Source organism: Streptomyces antarcticus (assembly GCF_026627255.1).
Taxonomy (GTDB): Bacteria; Actinomycetota; Actinomycetes; order Streptomycetales; family Streptomycetaceae; genus Streptomyces; species Streptomyces antarcticus.
This window is the reverse complement of the sequence record NZ_JAPNLM010000016.1, coordinates 119,703-135,863: the sequence shown is the minus strand read 5'-3', so window position 1 is coordinate 135,863 and position 16,161 is coordinate 119,703. Positions and strand designations below refer to the sequence as shown.

Annotated in this window: 17 protein-coding genes; 1 reads left to right on the top strand and 16 read right to left on the bottom strand. The window is 70.9% G+C overall.

Annotated elements, in window-relative coordinates:
- Nucleotides 1-5: 5 nt before the first annotated feature.
- The 12 genes from OTB16_RS23710 to OTB16_RS23655 all read right to left on the bottom strand — a co-directional run bounded on the left by OTB16_RS23710 (nt 6) and on the right by OTB16_RS23655 (nt 12,298).
- Nucleotides 6-692: a TetR/AcrR family transcriptional regulator gene (locus OTB16_RS23710; protein ID WP_267722667.1), complete on the bottom strand. Its 687-nt coding sequence runs from the start codon at nt 690-692 to the stop codon at nt 6-8.
- 289 nt (nt 693-981) lie between these two features.
- Nucleotides 982-3,822, bottom strand: a complete 2,841-nt coding sequence (locus OTB16_RS23705) for a DEAD/DEAH box helicase (protein ID WP_267722665.1) — start codon at nt 3,820-3,822, stop codon at nt 982-984.
- A gap of 152 nt (nt 3,823-3,974) precedes the next feature.
- On the bottom strand, nt 3,975-4,931 hold the full coding sequence (gene tatC, locus OTB16_RS23700; protein WP_267722664.1) for a twin-arginine translocase subunit TatC: 957 nt from the start codon (nt 4,929-4,931) through the stop codon (nt 3,975-3,977).
- Nucleotides 4,932-4,978: 47 nt separating this feature from the next.
- Nucleotides 4,979-5,278, bottom strand: coding sequence for a Sec-independent protein translocase subunit TatA (tatA, locus tag OTB16_RS23695; protein ID WP_267722663.1), 300 nt, complete (start codon nt 5,276-5,278; stop codon nt 4,979-4,981).
- Nucleotides 5,279-5,446: 168 nt separating this feature from the next.
- On the bottom strand, nt 5,447-5,647 hold the full coding sequence (locus OTB16_RS23690; RefSeq protein ID WP_267722661.1) for a hypothetical protein: 201 nt from the start codon (nt 5,645-5,647) through the stop codon (nt 5,447-5,449).
- A gap of 26 nt (nt 5,648-5,673) precedes the next feature.
- A complete protein-coding gene (locus tag OTB16_RS23685; RefSeq protein ID WP_383907478.1) occupies nt 5,674-5,892 on the bottom strand; it encodes a CpXC domain-containing protein in 219 nt (72 codons plus the stop codon).
- Between the two features lie 24 nt (nt 5,893-5,916).
- Entirely contained in the window at nt 5,917-6,885 is a 969-nt protein-coding gene (locus OTB16_RS23680; RefSeq protein ID WP_267722658.1) for a helix-turn-helix transcriptional regulator, read from the bottom strand.
- 104 nt (nt 6,886-6,989) lie between these two features.
- Complete coding sequence (locus tag OTB16_RS23675; protein ID WP_267722656.1) at nt 6,990-7,946, bottom strand: helix-turn-helix transcriptional regulator; 957 nt, start codon at nt 7,944-7,946, stop codon at nt 6,990-6,992.
- 122 nt (nt 7,947-8,068) lie between these two features.
- Nucleotides 8,069-8,440, bottom strand: coding sequence for an FKBP-type peptidyl-prolyl cis-trans isomerase (locus tag OTB16_RS23670; RefSeq protein WP_267722655.1), 372 nt, complete (start codon nt 8,438-8,440; stop codon nt 8,069-8,071).
- Between the two features lie 70 nt (nt 8,441-8,510).
- Complete coding sequence (locus OTB16_RS23665) at nt 8,511-9,452, bottom strand: FKBP-type peptidyl-prolyl cis-trans isomerase (RefSeq protein WP_267722653.1); 942 nt, start codon at nt 9,450-9,452, stop codon at nt 8,511-8,513.
- Between the two features lie 117 nt (nt 9,453-9,569).
- Nucleotides 9,570-10,931 carry a Pup--protein ligase gene (pafA, locus tag OTB16_RS23660; protein ID WP_030768414.1) on the bottom strand — a complete coding sequence of 454 codons (1,362 nt, stop codon included), beginning with the start codon at nt 10,929-10,931 and terminating at the stop codon, nt 9,570-9,572.
- A gap of 104 nt (nt 10,932-11,035) precedes the next feature.
- Nucleotides 11,036-12,298, bottom strand: coding sequence for an MFS transporter (locus tag OTB16_RS23655; protein ID WP_267722649.1), 1,263 nt, complete (start codon nt 12,296-12,298; stop codon nt 11,036-11,038).
- A 168-nt stretch (nt 12,299-12,466) separates the two neighbouring features.
- Between OTB16_RS23655 and OTB16_RS23650 the strand changes: the two genes are divergently transcribed.
- Nucleotides 12,467-13,465, top strand: a complete 999-nt coding sequence (locus tag OTB16_RS23650) for a LacI family DNA-binding transcriptional regulator (RefSeq protein ID WP_267722648.1) — start codon at nt 12,467-12,469, stop codon at nt 13,463-13,465.
- Nucleotides 13,466-13,566: 101 nt separating this feature from the next.
- Here OTB16_RS23650 and prcA read toward each other — a convergent pair whose 3' ends face one another.
- The 4 genes from prcA to OTB16_RS23630 are packed head-to-tail and all read right to left on the bottom strand — an operon-like array spanning nt 13,567 to nt 16,018.
- On the bottom strand, nt 13,567-14,331 hold the full coding sequence (prcA, locus tag OTB16_RS23645) for a proteasome subunit alpha (RefSeq protein WP_267722647.1): 765 nt from the start codon (nt 14,329-14,331) through the stop codon (nt 13,567-13,569).
- 46 nt (nt 14,332-14,377) lie between these two features.
- Nucleotides 14,378-15,217 carry a proteasome subunit beta gene (prcB, locus tag OTB16_RS23640; protein WP_267722646.1) on the bottom strand — a complete coding sequence of 280 codons (840 nt, stop codon included), beginning with the start codon at nt 15,215-15,217 and terminating at the stop codon, nt 14,378-14,380.
- Nucleotides 15,169-15,768, bottom strand: a complete 600-nt coding sequence (locus OTB16_RS23635; RefSeq protein ID WP_267722645.1) for an endonuclease VII domain-containing protein — start codon at nt 15,766-15,768, stop codon at nt 15,169-15,171. Before OTB16_RS23635 ends, prcB begins: the two co-directional genes overlap by 49 nt.
- 37 nt (nt 15,769-15,805) lie before the next feature.
- Nucleotides 15,806-16,018: a ubiquitin-like protein Pup gene (locus tag OTB16_RS23630; protein WP_267722644.1), complete on the bottom strand. Its 213-nt coding sequence runs from the start codon at nt 16,016-16,018 to the stop codon at nt 15,806-15,808.
- Nucleotides 16,019-16,161 lie beyond the last annotated feature (143 nt).

The window sequence follows — 16,161 nt, the reverse complement described above, 5'->3', positions numbered from 1 at the left end:
AGGCATCAGGAAGACGCCGCCCCGGCCTCCCCGCGCCCCGCCCCGACGCCCGCGATCCGCAGCGCCGCGTCGGCGGTGGCCTCGGCGAAGACCGCCACCGGCACCGGCCGCACGGGGGCGGCCCGGTGGATCAGCATGACGCCCTCGATCAGGCCGAAGACCAGGTCGTTGCGGAGCGCCAGCCCGGCACGGTCCCCGGCCAGTTCGGCCCCCGCGCAGGTTCCGCCGAGCAACTCCCGGTAGGCGTCCCGCAGTTCCCCGCGCATCCGGTGGAACCGGGCAAGGCGGGCACCCCCCACCTCGGGCAGCAGGTAGAGCGCGCCCAGGTCGTACGGTCCCCCGCACAGCAGCAGGACCTCGGAGCGGCACAGCTCCCACAGCCGCCGCGCGGCGGGCCGGCCGGTGTCGGCGAGCAGCTGCCGGGCCAGCACCAGCGAGGGCGCGACCGTGGATTCGAGGAGTTCGGCGAGCAGTTCCTCCTTGCCGCCGAAGTAGTGGTACATCGTGGCCTGGCGCATCCCGGCCCGCTCGGCGACCGCCCGCGTCGTGGTGGCCGCGTACCCCTGGACGGTGAACAGTTCGGCCGCCGCGCGCAGGAGTTCCTCGCGCGGCGGGCGGCCGCTCTGCGGCCTCAGCCGGTCGGCGCGTGGCCGGCCGACCCGTCTCGGACCTTCGTCTGCTGCCCCACTCATGGGCCGATCGTCGCACAGCGCACGCCGAATCGATCATGGCAAGAGATCAGATCAGGCCAGCCCCACTTTCAGAGGAAGCCCCAAAAGCGCCTGGTGCCGTGACCGGGAGGGTTCACCGCACCAGGGCGTCTCTTTCGGATCTTGCCGGGCCCGCGCTGCCCGGCACCGCACCGCACCTCGCCGCGTTGTCGGGTCGGCCGAGTACGTCCAGTACTCGGTCGACCCTCCGCCTTGCGATGCACGGCACCGGACAACGCGGACTCGGCCGACACGATCCGAAAGAGACGCCCTAGCCGACCGAGCTGTAGGCCACTACACCCCGAAGCAGTCCCTCCACCGCCTTGCGCGCGTTTCGCGCCACCGTGCTCCCGCTGTCACCGGACGCCGAGGGGGCCGCCGCGGCGACCTGCCCGAGCACGTCGATGACCTGCTTGCACCAGCGCACGAAGTCGCCGGCCGGCATCTCGGCCTCGCGCAGCACCTCGTCCAGGCTCTTGTCGGAGGCCCACTGGTAGGCCGCCCACGCGAAGCCGAGGTCCGGCTCGCGCTGGCCCACGCCCTCCGCCTGGTTGATGCCGTGCTCCTCCTCCAAGGCGTCGAGCCGGCCCCAGATGCGGACCATCTCCCCCAGCGCCGCCTTCGCCGCGCCCCCGGGGACCTTCGGCGCGACCGCGTCGTCGGACTGCCGTGCCTCGAAGACCAGCGCCGAGACGCAGGCGGCCAGTTCGGCCGGGCTCAGCCCCTCCCAGACACCCTCGCGCAGGCACTCCGACGCCAGCAGGTCGAGCTCCCCGTACAGCCGGGCGAGCCGCTTGCCGTGCGCGGTGACCTCGTCCTCGCGCAGGTAGTCCAGATCGGTGAGCAGCGCGTGGATCCGGTCGAAGGTGCGGGCGATGGTGTTCGTCCGGCCCTCGATGCGCCGCTCCAGCTGCTGGGTGTCGCGCTGGAGCCGGTGGTAGCGCTCCGCCCAGCGGGCGTGGTCCTCGCGCTCGTCGCACCCGTGGCACGGGTGCGCGCGCAGCGCGGCGCGCAGCCGCGCGATCTCGCGGTCGTCGGCCGCCGCGGCCCGCCCGCGCGGCGCCCGCCCGGGCCTGAAGTCGCCCGCCTTGGTCCGCAGTTGCGAGGCCAGGTCCCGACGGGACTGCGGGGAGCGGGGGTTGAAGGTCTTCGGGATCCGCATCCGGTCGAGGGGCTCCACCGGCACCGGGAAGTCGATCGCGGCGAGCCGCTTGACCTGCCGCTCGGAGGTGAGCACCAGCGGCCGCGGCCCCTCGGTGTACTCGTGTCCGCGGTGCCCGTTGACCCTCCCGGCCGGAACGCCCGGGTCCAGGACGAGCGCCAGCCCGGCGAACTTGCCGCTCGGCACGTGGATGATGTCGCCCGGCTTGAGCTTCTCCAGTGAACCGGCCGCCTGCGCCCGGCGCTGGGCGGCGCCCTGCTTGGCCAGGTCGGTCTCGCGGTCCTTGAGGTCGCGGCGCAGCCGCGCGTACTCCTCGAAGTCCCCCAGGTGGCAGGTCATGCCCTCCTGATAGCCCTCCAGGCCCTCCTCGTTGCGCTGCACCTGCCGGGAGATCCCGACGACCGAGCGGTCGGCCTGGAACTGCGCGAAGGAGGTCTCCAGCAGCTCGCGCGAACGGTGCCGCCCGAACTGGCTGACCAGGTTCACGGCCATGTTGTACGAGGGCTTGAAGCTGGAGCGCAGCGGATACGTACGGGTGCCGGCGAGCCCGGCGAGTCCCACCGGGTCCATGCCGCGCTGCCAGAGCACGACGGCGTGCCCCTCGACGTCGATCCCGCGCCGCCCGGCCCGGCCGGTCAGCTGCGTGTACTCGCCGGGGGTGATGTCGGCGTGCTGCTCGCCGTTCCACTTGACGAGCTTCTCCAGGATCACCGTGCGCGCGGGCATGTTGATGCCCAGCGCGAGGGTCTCGGTGGCGAAGACGGCCTTGACGAGGCCGCGGACGAACAGCTCCTCCACGACCTCCTTGAAGGTGGGCAGCATGCCCGCGTGGTGCGAGGCGATGCCCCGCTCCAGGCCTTCGAGCCACTCGTAGTACCCCAGGACGTGCAGGTCCTCGGTGGGGATGGAGGAGGTCCGCGCCTCGACGATCTCTCGCACTGATCGGCGCGCGGAGTCGTCGTTGAGCCGCAGGCCCGCGTGCAGGCACTGCTGGACGGCGGCCTGGCAGCCGGCCCGGCTGAAGATGAAGTTGATGGCGGGCAGCAGCCCGTCGTTGTCGAGGCGGGCGATGACCTCCGGCCGCGACGGGGTCCAGATCCGGCCGCGCGAGCGCCGCTCGCGCTCCCGGTCGGCCTCGCGGACCATCTTCCCGCGCCGCCGGTCCTTGGGGCTGTACGAGCGGCTGTTCTCCTCGCGCGCCATCCGCAGCAGGTCGGGGTTGACCTCGCGGCGCGCGGAGCCGCGGCCGCCGTGGTCGGACTCCTCCTCGAACAGGTCGAAGATCCGGCGTCCGGCCATGACGTGCTGCCACAGCGGTACGGGCCGCTCCTCGGAGACGATGACCTCGGTGTCGCCGCGCACGGTGTCCAGCCAGTCGCCGAACTCCTCGGCGTTGGACACCGTGGCCGACAGGGAGACCAGGGTCACCGACTCGGGGAGGTGGATGATCACCTCTTCCCAGACGGCTCCGCGGAACCGGTCGGAGAGGTAGTGCACCTCGTCCATCACGACGTAGCCCAGACCGCGCAGTGCCTGCGAGCCCGCGTACAGCATGTTGCGGAGCACCTCGGTGGTCATCACGACCACCGGGGCGTCGGCGTTGACGCTGTTGTCACCCGTCAGCAGGCCGACCTTGTCGGCGCCGTAGCGCTTGACGAGGTCGGCGAACTTCTGGTTCGACAGGGCTTTGATCGGCGTCGTGTAGAAGCACTTGCGGCCCTGCTGGAGGGCCAGGTGCACGGCGAACTCGCCGACGATCGTCTTTCCCGAGCCGGTCGGGGCGGCCACCAGGACGCCCTTGCCGGCCTCCAGGGCCTTGCAGGCCTCGATCTGGAACGGGTCCAGCTCAAAGGCGTACATCTCGCGGAAGGGGTGCAGCGCGGTGGCCTCTTCGGCGGCGCGGCGCCGGAACGCGGCGTACCGGTCGGCGGGTGAGAGTTCTTCGGTCATCTTGGGATCGAGCCTACCCGTCACCCCTGACAACAGTCGCGATCATTTAAGCGGAGCACGACGGGGTTCCCCCACGGCCGTCCGGACGGCCGTGGGACGGGCCGCAGGACGGCCGCCGGACGGCCTGCGCACAGGCCGGCCGGACCGGCCCGTCAGGTCGCGTCGTCGTACCCGTTGATCCGCCGGCGTCCGCCGTCGGCCTGGCCGGGCAGGGCCGCGGGGGCCGGGGCCGGTTCCATCCGCCCGATCGGCTCGGGGGCCAGGTCGAGCGGGGAGGCCTCGTCGTCGTCCAGTGCCGCGTCGGGGTTGTTGCGCCGGCGCCGGCGGTCGTTGACCGTGCAGATGCCGAGCGCGAGGAAGTAGAGGGCGACGATCGGGACGGCGAGGGACAGCATCGTCAGCGGGTCGCCGGTGGGCGTGGCGAACGCGGCGAAGACCGTGATCCCGAGGACCATGGCGCGCCACCAGCTCGCGAGCCGCTTGGCGGTGAGCACTCCGGTGATGTTCAACAGGATCAACAGCAGCGGCAGCTCGAAGGCCAGGCCGAAGACGACGACCATGCGCGTGACCAGGTCGAGGTAATCGTCGACCGGCAGTAGGTTGCGCGCGTTGTCGGGGGTGAATTCGAGCAGGACCGTCGCGGTCTGCGGGAGGACCTTGTACGCGAGCACCGCGCCGGCGCCGAACAGCGGCGCTCCGACGGCGACGAAGCTCATCGCGTACTTCTTCTCGTGGCTGTGGAGGCCGGGAGCGGTGAACGCCCACAGCTGGTAGAGCCACACCGGGGCGGACAGCACCACACCGGCGGTGAGGGAGACCTTCAGGGCGATCGAGAACGGCGCGATGAGGCCGTTCACCGTCATGTCGGCGCAGGGGCGGCCGTTGCGCTGCGAGACCACCCCGCCGGTGCAGCCGACGGAGTCCAGCATCGGCTTCAGCATGAAGTCGATGAGGTCCTTGTAGAAGAAGGCCGAGACGACGGTGATCAGAAGGATCGCCAGGACCGACTTCAGCAGACGGTTTCTCAGCTCACGCAGGTGCTCGACAAGAGGCATCCGCCCTTCGGCGTCCTTGTCCGCTTTCTCCTGCTTGCGGGCAGACTTGAGCAACCCACGTCCCTTGGCTCGTTGCAGTTGGCTGGCGTGTGCGGCTTGTGTCAGCCCTGGGCGGTGCGGTTCGCCTCGTTGACGGGCCGGGAGCTGGTGACGTCACCGGGCGCGGCCTGGATGGTGCGGGGTACGACCGGCTGCTGAGGGGCGGTGGCGTCCGCGACGGTGGGGGCGGCGGCCGGGTCGTCGGCCTCCCCCTCCTTCTTCATGGCCTTGGCCTCGCTCTTGAGGATGCGGGCCGACTTGCCGAGGGAGCGGGCCATGTCCGGAAGCTTCTTCGCGCCGAACAGAAGGATGATGACCCCGAGAATGACGAAGATTTCCCAACCCCTGAGGTTGCCGAACATAGGTATCTTCCTTTTCTCCGAGGTTCACGGCACACCCGACGGGCGCCCAGGACTGTCTCTACCGACGATCGTAACCCCAGGGGGTTAACGCCCGGCAATCCCCGGGCGACGTCGTGCTTGCCCAGGACGTCCTTTTCAATGCCCCGGTCACACCGTTTCGTCCCGTTTTCACGGCCGTACGGTGCGCCCCGCCCGGGCCAGGTCGGCCGCCGCCCGCTCCAGGTCGCCCGAGGCGTCGGAGATCCGCCGGCTCGCCGTCGCGACCTGCCCGGACAGCCTGCGCACCTCCACGAAGACCCGCAGGGCCAGGATTGCGAGGACGGCGACCCCGAGGAAGCCCAGGGCAATTGCGATCATCGGCCACAGCATGGGACGAGCGTAGGGCACCGGCCGCGTCAGACGCTGCGCAGGGTGCTCACACCACCCCCGGTGAGCAGCTCCACGATGCGCTCACCGGCGGGTTTGCGTACGGCGGCGCCGCACTCGGGACAGGTGAACGAGTAGAACGTGGTCCGCCGGCTGACGCCGATGGCCAGGCGCAGGGCGCCCGCGTCCAGCTCGAACCGGGACCGGCAATCGGGACAGGCCGCCTTGAAGGCGACGGGCCCTGACATGGGCGACATCGGCCGACGCCCCCCTCAGACCTGTTCCCCGTACCCCGCGAGCGCTTCTCGAGCGGCGCTCCGCGCGCTCTCCGCCAGCTCCGCGGGAACGACGATCCTGCCCTCGCGGCCCAGCCGCAGCGCGAGCCGGCGCAGCGACGCCGGGTCCGGGCTGCGCAGCGTGATCCGCAGCCCCCCCTCGGGCAGCTCCTCGGCGCTGTCGTGCGGGTAGTACTCGGCGACCCAGCGCCCGCCGGGCCCGACCTCGACCACGACCTCCGGGTCCTCGGCGGCCGGCTGCACGAGCCCCTCGGACAGGTCGCGGGGCTCGATCGCCGGCGGCTCGGCCCTCTCGTCCAGGATCCGGATCTCCGCGACCCGGTCGAGACGGAAGGTGCGCCGGGCCTCGGAGAGGTGGCACCACCCCTCCATGTACGTGTGCCCCACCGCGAACAGCCGGATCGGGTCGACCTTGCGCTCGGTCAGCTCGTCCCGCGCGGGCGAGTAGTACCGCAGCCACAGCCGCCGGCGCTCCGCGATGGCCCGGTCGACGTCGGCGAAGACCCCGCCCTCGGACTCGAAGGTCACCGAAAGCCGCGAGCTGGCCCCCGCGACCTCGCCCGCGGCGGCCTCCAGCTTGGCGGTGGCCCGCAGCAGGGCGTCCCGGTCGCTCTCGCGCAGTCCGGGCAGCGTGGCCACGGCGCGCGCGGCGACCAGCAGCGCGGTCGCCTCGTCGGCGGCCAGGCGCAGCGGCTCGGCGGTGGACTCCCCCGAGGCGTCGGGGTTGCGCCACCAGATGCGCTCCCCGTCGGTGTCGATGTCGAGCAGGTCGCCGCCGCGGAAGCTGGTCCCGCACATGGGCAGCACGTCGAGGTCCGAGATCAGCTCGTCCTCCGTGATCCCGAAGGCGCGCGCGACGTCGGCGACGTACGCCCCGGGGCGCTCGCGCAGGTAGGTCACCAGGGACAGCATCCGGCGGGTCTGGTCGATGGCGTTGGCAGCCATGCTGGTACGTCTCCCCCTCAGGGCGTGCGTTGCGGTTGGCGCGGTTGCGCGGGATACGGCGCCGGACCCGCGGGTCCGGCCCGGCGGTCCGGCAGGCGGGCCGGTCAGCCCTTGGCGACGGCGCGGAGCCGGTCCACCACGTCGGCCCGGAGATCGGCGGGCTCCACGACCACCACGTCGGGGCCGAACTCCACCAGCCAGGCGTCGAGGCCGTGCCCGTACGGGATCTCCAGCTCGTCCCAGCCCTCGGCGCCCTCGCGCACGGCGGTGGCCTTGGCCCGCAGCGGGTACCCCGCCCCGGCGCGCAGCCGGATCAGCGCGGAACGCTCCGCCCCCTCCCCGGCCCAACTCGCCACGGTCTCCCGCACGGTCACCACGTCGGGTACCTCGGCGGTGTACTTCGCCGCCCGGGAGCGGACCTTCCCGGTGATCCGGGAGAGCCGGAACACCCGCTCCGCCCCGCGGTCGCGGTCGTAGCCGGCCAGGTACCAGTGGCCCCGCCAGCACTCCAGCGCCCAGGGCTCGACCTGCCGGGCCTCGGGGCGCGCCGCGTTGGACTTGCGGTAGTCGAAGGCCACCGGCCGCCGGTCCCGGCAGGCCAGCATCAGCGGCTCGAAGGCAGCCTCGTGGACCGGGATGCGCGGCTCGATGGCACTGTGCTGGCCCGCGTACGGGTCCCCCGCCTCCGGCATCCCGCCGGCGCGCAGCTTCTGCAGGGCGCCGCTGGCGGCCCCCGCGAGGCGCGCCTGCTGCCAGACCTTGGCGGCCAGGCCCAGGGCGGCGGCCTCCTCGGCGTCCAGGCTCACGGGCGGCAGCCGGTTGCTGTCCCGGCGGGCCAGGTAGCCGGTGTCGCCGTCCAGGTTCTCCACGGTCTCGATGACCAGGCCGAGTTCCCGCAGGTCGTCCTTGTCCCGCTCGAACATGCGGTTGAAGGACTCGTCGTTGCCGGCCTCCATGTAGGCCTCGATGGAGCCGCGCAGCTCGCGCTTGCTGAGCGGCCGTCGGGTCCCCAGCAGGCACAGCGCCAGATTCATCAGCCTCTCGGCCTTGGCAATCGCCATCGACGCCGTTCCCCCGCTCTCGACACACACTCGTGACCGTTGACCGTACCGCCCCGGCGCGCCCGGACAAAAGCGAGGGCCCCCGCCGACGGCAGGGGCCCCACGACTTCACTGCGGGCGGTTCAGGCGCCCATCAGGTCACAGACGAAGATCAGCGTCTCGCCCGGCTTGATGGCAGCGCCGGCGCCGCGGTCACCGTACGCGAGGTGCGCCGGGATCGTCAGCTTGCGGCGGCCGCCGACCTTCATGCCCTGGACGCCCTGGTCCCATCCGGAGATGACCTGGCCGATACCGAGCTGGAACTGCAGCGGCGCGCCGCGGCCCCAGGAGGCGTCGAACTCCTCACCGGTGGAGAAGGCCACGCCCACGTAGTGGACGGAGACCGTGGATCCGGCCTTGGCCTCGGCGCCGTCGCCCTCCCAGATGTCCTCGATGACGAGGTCGGTGGGGACGTCGCCCTCGGGGAAGTCGATCTCGGGCTTCTCGATGCTCACGGAACTGCTCCTCATAGCTACCGACAGGGGCCCCTGCCCGGCGGTGGCCGGGGGGACAACCGGAACAGTCTTACATCACCGCGAGGATGTCGAGGCTGAAGACCAGCGTCGAATTGGCCGGGATCGTCCCCTGCTCCTTGTCGGCGAAGCCCTGGGCCGGCGGGATGACGAGCAGGATGCGGCTGCCGACCTTCTTGCCGATCAGGCCTTCCTTCAGACCCGCGACCGACAGCTGCTCCATCGGCCAGGTCACCGTGGTGTCGTTGGCGTACGTGCTTTCGAAGGTCTTGTCGTCCTTCCACGTCTTGCCGTGGAACTTGACGACGACGCTGCCGGCGTCCTTCACCGCCTCGCCGTCACCCTCCAGCACGTAGTTCGACACCAGCTTGGCCGGCGGGGTCACGTCCTTCGGAACGGTCACGGCGACTTCCTTGCCGTCCGTGTTCGTACCGACCTTGGGCAGGTCCTTGTTCTCCTGGGCGACTTCCTTGCCCGTCGCCGAGACCGGGACGGTCGTGCCCTTGACGATGTCCACGACGAAGACCAGCGTGGCGTTCGGCTTGATCTTCTCGCCCGAGCCCTGCTCGCCGTAGCCCAGGGCCGGCGGGATCACGAGCTTGACCCGGCTGCCGACCTTCTGGCCCTCCAGGCCCTGGTCCCAGCCCTTGATGACCATGCCCGCGCCGATGGTGACGTCGAACGGCTTGCCCTTGCCGAAGCTGGCGTCGAACGGCTCCTTGCCGTCCCACACCTGGCCGAGGTAGTTCACCTGGGCGATGTCGCCCTTCTTCAGCGCCGGGCCCGTGCCCTCGCTGATGACCTCCACCTTCAGTTCCTTCGGCGGCTCGCCCGCGCCCTGCGACAGGGTGGGCTCCTCCCCGAACTTGGCGCCCTTCGTGATCGCGGGCACCCCGTTCTTCATCTGGCTGGAGTCAGAGCCGCTGTCATCGCCACACGCCGCTGTCGACAGCAGCAGAAGGGGGACGACCAGCAGGCCGGCAAGTCGGCGCACGTGTTCCTCAGATCTCAGACGACAAGGCGGTCGCCGCCACTCTAAGCCGTGCGCAGGGCCCCGTACGAGACGCGTACGGGGCCCTGGGAAAGATCAGCGCGATGTCACACCGCGGTCCTACATTCCGGCGATCAGCTTCTCCACCCGGTCGTCCACCGACCGGAACGGGTCCTTGCACAGCACCGTCCGCTGCGCCTGGTCATTGAGCTTCAGGTGCACCCAGTCGACCGTGAAGTCCCGCCGCTGCTCCTGCGCCCGGCGGATGAAGTCGCCGCGCAGCCGCGCCCTCGTCGTCTGCGGGGGCACCGACTTGCCCTCGAAGATCTTGAGGTCGTTGCAGATCCGCGCCGCCTGCCCCTTGCGCTCCAGCAGGTAGTACAGCCCACGCCGGCGGTGGATGTCGTGGTAGGCGAGGTCTATCTGAGCCACCCGCGGGTTCGACATGGTCATGTTGTGCTTGGCCCGGTACCGCTCGATCAGCTGGTACTTCATCACCCAGTCGATCTCGGTCCCGATCCGGTCCAGGTCCTCGGCGTCGATCGCGTCGAGGGTACGGCCCCACAGCTCCAGCACCTGGTCCACCACACCGGTGCGGATGCCCCGGCGCTCGGCGAAGTCCACGGCCTTGTCGTAGTACTCGCGCTGGATCTCCAGCGCCGAGGCCTCCCGGCCGCTCGCCAGCCGCACCTTGCGCTGACCCGTGATGTCGTGGCTGACCTCGCGGATCGCCCGGATCGGGTTCTCCAGGGTCAGGTCCCGCATCACCGTGCCCGCCTCGATCATGCGCAGCACCAGGTCGGTGGCGCCGACCTTGAGCAGCATGGTCGTCTCGGACATGTTCGAGTCGCCGACGATCACGTGCAGCCGGCGGTAGCGCTCGGCGTCCGCGTGCGGCTCGTCACGGGTGTTGATGATCGGCCGGGAGCGGGTCGTCGCGGAGCTCACGCCCTCCCAGATGTGCTCGGCCCGCTGACTCACGCAGTAGACCGCGCCCCGCGGGGTCTGGAGCACCTTGCCCGCACCGCAGATCAACTGCCGCGTGACGAGGAACGGAATCAGGATGTCCGCCAGGCGGGAGAATTCTCCGTGCCGGGCCACCAGGTAGTTCTCGTGGCAACCGTACGAATTGCCCGCCGAGTCGGTGTTGTTCTTGAAGAGATAGACGTCGCCCGCGATTCCCTCCTCGTGCAGGCGGCGCTCGGCATCGACGAGCAGTCCTTCGAGAATGCGCTCGCCGGCCTTGTCGTGGGTGACCAGTTCGGTCAGGTTGTCGCATTCCGGGGTTGCATATTCCGGATGCGACCCCACGTCGAGGTACAGGCGGGCGCCGTTCCGCAGGAAGACATTGCTGCTGCGGCCCCATGACACAACACGGCGGAAGAGGTAGCGCGCCACTTCGTCAGGAGACAGTCGGCGCTGTCCCCTGAACGTGCACGTGACGCCGTACTCGTTCTCCAGCCCGAAAATGCGGCGGTCCATGACTGAACATTACGCCTCTGGCCCTGTTCTGAAACCGAGTTCGAGAGCGCCGTTTCGATCATTTTCCGATGAGCCCCCCGCAAGACCCCCCGCCGACCCGCCGGTCAGCCCCCCGAGGACACCCCGGAAGCCGCCCCGGACGGCGCCCCTGACGCCCCGTCCGGCGCACCCGCCACCGCCCCGCCGCGGCCCGGAGCCGCCAGCGCCCGCTGAGTGAACGTCAGCACCAGCAGCGCCGCCGCCCCCGCCACGCTCGCCACACCGAAGCCGGTCGCCGTACCGCCCAGCTCCACGGCCGGCCCCGCGACACCCGTACCGATCGCCGCGCCCACCCCGAAGAAGGTCACCAGCCAGGAGAACGCCTCCGTCACCGTGCCCACCGGAGCGTGCCGGTCCACCACGATGAACGCGCACGCGAGCGCCGGCGCCAGGAACACCCCCGCCAGCGCCGCCAGCGCCGTCATCGCCACCGGACCCGGCACCAGCATCAGCGGCAGGTAGCAGACCGCCAGCAGCGCGATCAGCAGCCGCAGCCGCACCTCCGGCACACCCGGCCACTGCCGCGACCCGTACACCACGCCGCCGACCAGCGCACCGAGGCCCAGCGCCGCCATCATCCACCCGTACACGGCCTGACCGCCGTGGCCGTCCGCGTACGCCACGCCCGCCACCGTGATCGAACCCAGCGCGGCCCCCACGAAGAAGAACGCCCCCAGCAGCGCCAGCAGCCCCCGCGAACGCAGCGCCCCCAGCCAGTGCGCCTCACGCGGCTCGGAACGCCACGTGCGCGACGGCTCGCTGACCACGACCGAGAGCGCGCCCAGCACGCCCACCGCGTTGATCACCAGCAGCGCCGCCGCCGGACTCCACAGCGCGACGCACAGCGTCACCAGCAGCGGTCCGACGGTGAACATGACCTCCTGGGCCACCGCGTCCATCGCGTACGCGGCGTGCACCCGCTCCTCCTTGCCTCCCAGCACACCCGGCCACAGGGCCCGCAGCCCGCCCTCCAGCGGCGGCGTGAACAGCCCGGCCACCACCACAGCGGCGTACGCGGCCACCAGCGACCCGGTGCCCGCCAGAGCGAGCCACACCATGCCGAGCGCCGACACCACCGCCGCGGGCAGCTGCACCCGCGGCTGCCCGAGCAGGTCCACGGCCCGCCCCAGCAACGGCTGGCCCACCGCGTTCGCCACGCCGTACGCCGCGGCCAGCGCGCCCGCGAGGCTGTAGCTGCCCCCCTCGGCACGCGTGAACAGCACGATCGCGATCGGCGCGACGGCGTTCGGCAGCCGGCCAATGAGCGTGCCCACCAGCAGCCTCGCGGCATGCCTGGTCCTGAGCAGCTCCGCGTATCCCGCGGCCATGTCCGCCCCTCTCCGCCCGGCCACAGCCGGGGTAATACGTATAACTCGACGGGGTCATACGTACCATGGCCGCAGTCCGCCGGTCCACCCCGCGCACCGCACCACCCCACCTCGCGCACCGCACCACCCCACCCCGCCCCCGCCCCACCAGCCCTCCAGGAGACCCGTGTGACGAGACCCACCAGCCGCGACGTGGCCGCCGCCGCCGGCGTCTCCCAGGCCACCGTCTCCCTCGTCCTCGGCGACAAATGGCGCGGCCGCGTCTCCGAACGCACCGCCGGCCTCGTCCGCGAAGCCGCCGCACACCTCGGCTACCGCCCCAACCTCGCCGCCCGCAACCTCCGCCTCGGCACCACCCGCACCGCCCTCCTCGTCGTCCCCGCCCTCACCAACGAATTCTTCGCCCGCGTCTACACCGGCGCCGCCCGCGTCGCCGCCGCACACGACTTCGGCGTCGTCCTCTACCCCTCCCCCGACGGCACCGGCCCCGCCCGCGACCCCTTCGCCTCCGCCCGCGCCGCCCTCGACGGCGTCATCGCCTCCTCCATGGCAACCGACGCCCTCACCGCCCTCGGCGGCGACGGCCTCCCCCTCGTCATGCTCGACAGCGACCCCACCGCCCCCGGAGCCGCCGCCCACGTCAACCTCGCCATGGCCGACGGCACGCGCCAGGTCACCGAACACCTCCTCGCGCTCGGCCACCGACGCTTCCTCCACCTCGCCTCCGCCGTCGACTCCTGGACCTTCGACATCCGCGCCGAAGCCCTCAGCGCCCTGCTGAGCCCCTCCGCCGAGCTGCGCACCGTACGGGCCCCCCTCACCGTCCACGGCGCCCGTACAGCCACGGAAGCCGCCCTCGCCGCCCCCGGAGACCGCCCCACCGCCATCGTCTGCGACGACGACATCCTCGCCGCCGGCGCCTGCAAAGCCGCCCGCCGCCTCGGCCTGCGCGTCCCCGACGACCTCTCCGTTACAGGCTTCGACGACCTCGCCCTCGCCACCGCCGTCGAACCCGAACTCACCACCGTCCGACTCCCCGCCGAACGCGTCGGCGAACACGGCATGGCCGCCCTCCTCGCCGTCCTCGACGGCACCCCCTGGACCGCCCCCGACCTCCCCGTCACCCTCGTCGTCCGCGGTTCCACCGGCCCCGCCCCGACCCGCTGACCCCGTACGCCCCACCCCGGACACCCCGCCCCGGACACGCGAAAACCCCGGCCCACCCCCACAGGGACGGACCGGGGCTCCCCGGACCACTACCGCTCGCCCTACTCGGCTTCGTCCTCCGGCGCCTCGTCGTTCGACACCGCGTCCGCCTGCGCCGCGGCCGGAACATCCGCCTCCAGCAACCGCGCCAGCTGCCGACCCCGGATCCGCTTGAACTTCCGCTGCTGCGCCCGCGTCCGGTCCAGCACCGCGACCTCCAGCCGCTCGGCCGGAATCGCCTTGTCCGCACCGTTCGCCTGGCTGGACAGCGCCTGCACCGCCAGCTTCAACGCCTCGGCCAGCGTCATACCGTCCTGGTGGCGCTGGTCCAGGAACGTACTGATCTGCTCGGCGTTCCCGCCGACCGCGACCGAGCCGTGCTCGTCCACGATCGACCCGTCGTGCGGCAGCCGGTAGATCTGGTCCCCCGCCGCGGTAGCCCCGACCTCGGCCACCACCAGCTCCACCTCGTACGGCTTCTCGCCGGCCGAGGAGAAGATGGTGCCGAGCGTCTGGGCGTAGACGTTCGCCAGCCCACGGGCCGTCACATCGTCGCGGTCGTAGGTGTATCCACGCAGGTCCGCGTAGCGCACACCACCGATCCGCAGGTTCTCGTACTCGTTGTACTTGCCGGCGGCCGCGAAGCCGATCCGGTCGTAGATCTCGCTGAACTTGTGCAGCGCGCGAGACGGGTTCTCGCCGACGAACACGATGCCGTCGGCGTACTGGAGCACGACGAGGCTGCGACCGCGGGCAATGCCCTTGCGGGCGTATTCCGCCCGGTCCGCCATGGCCTGCTGGGGTGACACATAGAACGGAGTCGACACCGGCTGTCCGTCCCTTTCTTCTGGGCTCCTACGGGGCGGCGGATGATCAGAGCAGAGCGGCGCGCGGCCCGTCGGGCTGCTCCATGCGCCGTTCGGTGATGGCGCGGGCGAGCTCCGAGGACTCGGCCTCGCTGAGCCTGCGGAAGCCCTCGTCGGTGATGACGGTGACGATCGGGAAGATCCGGCGGTACAGGTCCGGACCACCCGTCGCCGAGTCGTCGTCGGCGGCGTCGTACAGGGCCTGCACGACCAGGGTGGTGGCCTGCTGCTCCGTCAGGTCGTCGCGGTACAGCTTCTTCATGGAGCCGCGCGCGAAGATCGAACCGGACCCGGTGGCGGCGAAGCCGTGCTCCTCCGAGCGGCCGCCGGTCACGTCGTAGGAGAAGATCCGACCCTTCTCCTTGGCCTCGTCGTACCCGGCGAAGAGCGGCACGACGGCCAGCCCCTGCATCGCCATGCCCAGATTGCTCCGGATCATGGTGGACAGGCGGTTCGCCTTGCCCTCCAGCGAAAGGGTCGCCCCCTCCACCTTCTCGAAGTGCTCCAGCTCCAGCTGGAACAGCTTGACCATCTCCACGGCCAGGCCGGCGGTACCGGCGATGCCGACCGCGGAGTACTCGTCCGCCGGGAACACCTTCTCGATGTCCCGCTGGGCGATCATGTGCCCCATGGTCGCCCGCCGGTCACCGGCGAGCACGACCCCGCCGGGGAAGGTGGCGGCCACGATGGTCGTCCCGTGCGGCGCCTCGATCACACCGTCCGGCAGCCTGCGGTTGCCGGGCAGCATCTCGGGCGAGTGCGCGCCCAGGAAATCCATGAAGGACGAGGACCCCGGCGTCAGGAAGGCTGCCGGTAGACGCCCTGTGCCACGATTGTTGGCTTCCACAGGTTTCCTTCCACGTAAGCGGCTGCACGCCGTATGACGTCCGGCCGATCCTTGAACTGCCCCAAGGCTGCGTTGCAGCTGAAGCACAGCACGCCTCGGACCCTACCCGTCTGATGATCGTGATCAACGTGCTCGGCCGGTCCTAATCGGCAGATCACGCAGAGCCCGTCCTGAGAGGCGATCATCTCGTCGCGCTGCGCTTCGGTGATGCCGTAGGAGCGCTTCAGGTGGCTAGCACGACCCTGAACCGCCCGGCACGCCTTGCACCGGGTCGACAACCCGTCAGAGGCTGTCGCGTTCTTGTGCCAGTCACCATGTGACTTGACCTCACCGCACTGTCGGCACGACTTGTGCCCGACCGGCACGTCCACCTTCTCTTCGACGGCCTTGCCTCTCGCCGCCTGGCGGCGCCGGTAGTGCTCGGCCCCGTAGGCGGCCACGCACCCCCGGCACCTCGGCTGAAGGCCGTCCCCACGATTGCGATCTGCAGCGAAACCGCTCAGCGGCACGTCACGGCCACAACCACGACACCACTTGGACCCATTGGACATGAGGCCAATCCTGGCTAGTCTGCCTTAGATTCGAAGGCTATTCGCCGCCTTTTTGTACGAAACTCCGAACGAAATCCTCGGCATTCTCTTCAAGTACGTCGTCAATCTCGTCAAGTACCGAGTCGACGTCGTCGGAGAGCTTCTCCTGGCGCTCCTTGAGATCGGTGGTCTCCTCGACCGCCGTCTCCTCGACCTCCTCGGTCGAGCGCTGCGCCTTCTGCTGTCCGCCGCCGGTGTCCTTGGTCGCCATGTCTACCTCACCCCGCTCGGTTCGCACGCTCACGTCGAGGGACCCCGGGATTCGGGGCTCCCTCAAGATCAGACCTTACGTCGGACCCTACAAGGAGGGTCCGACATTCGTCCCCGCAGTCGTTCAAAAGGTCCCGGCATAAC

Bases quoted from the DNA above. Each gene is read 5' to 3' on its own strand.
- OTB16_RS23710 (WP_267722667.1), bottom strand. From the start codon at position 692: ATGAGTGGGGCAGCAGACGAAGGTCCGAGACGGGTCGGCCGGCCACGC.
- OTB16_RS23705 (WP_267722665.1), bottom strand. From the start codon at position 3,822: ATGACCGAAGAACTCTCACCCGCCGACCGGTACGCCGCGTTCCGGCGC.
- tatA (WP_267722663.1), bottom strand. From the start codon at position 5,278: ATGTTCGGCAACCTCAGGGGTTGGGAAATCTTCGTCATTCTCGGGGTC.
- OTB16_RS23690 (WP_267722661.1), bottom strand. From the start codon at position 5,647: ATGCTGTGGCCGATGATCGCAATTGCCCTGGGCTTCCTCGGGGTCGCC.
- OTB16_RS23685 (WP_383907478.1), bottom strand. From the start codon at position 5,892: ATGTCAGGGCCCGTCGCCTTCAAGGCGGCCTGTCCCGATTGCCGGTCC.
- OTB16_RS23680 (WP_267722658.1), bottom strand. From the start codon at position 6,885: ATGGCTGCCAACGCCATCGACCAGACCCGCCGGATGCTGTCCCTGGTG.
- OTB16_RS23675 (WP_267722656.1), bottom strand. From the start codon at position 7,946: ATGGCGATTGCCAAGGCCGAGAGGCTGATGAATCTGGCGCTGTGCCTG.
- pafA (WP_030768414.1), bottom strand. From the start codon at position 10,931: ATGGACCGCCGCATTTTCGGGCTGGAGAACGAGTACGGCGTCACGTGC.
- OTB16_RS23655 (WP_267722649.1), bottom strand. From the start codon at position 12,298: ATGGCCGCGGGATACGCGGAGCTGCTCAGGACCAGGCATGCCGCGAGG.
- OTB16_RS23635 (WP_267722645.1), bottom strand. From the start codon at position 15,768: ATGTCCAATGGGTCCAAGTGGTGTCGTGGTTGTGGCCGTGACGTGCCG.
- OTB16_RS23630 (WP_267722644.1), bottom strand. From the start codon at position 16,018: ATGGCGACCAAGGACACCGGCGGCGGACAGCAGAAGGCGCAGCGCTCG.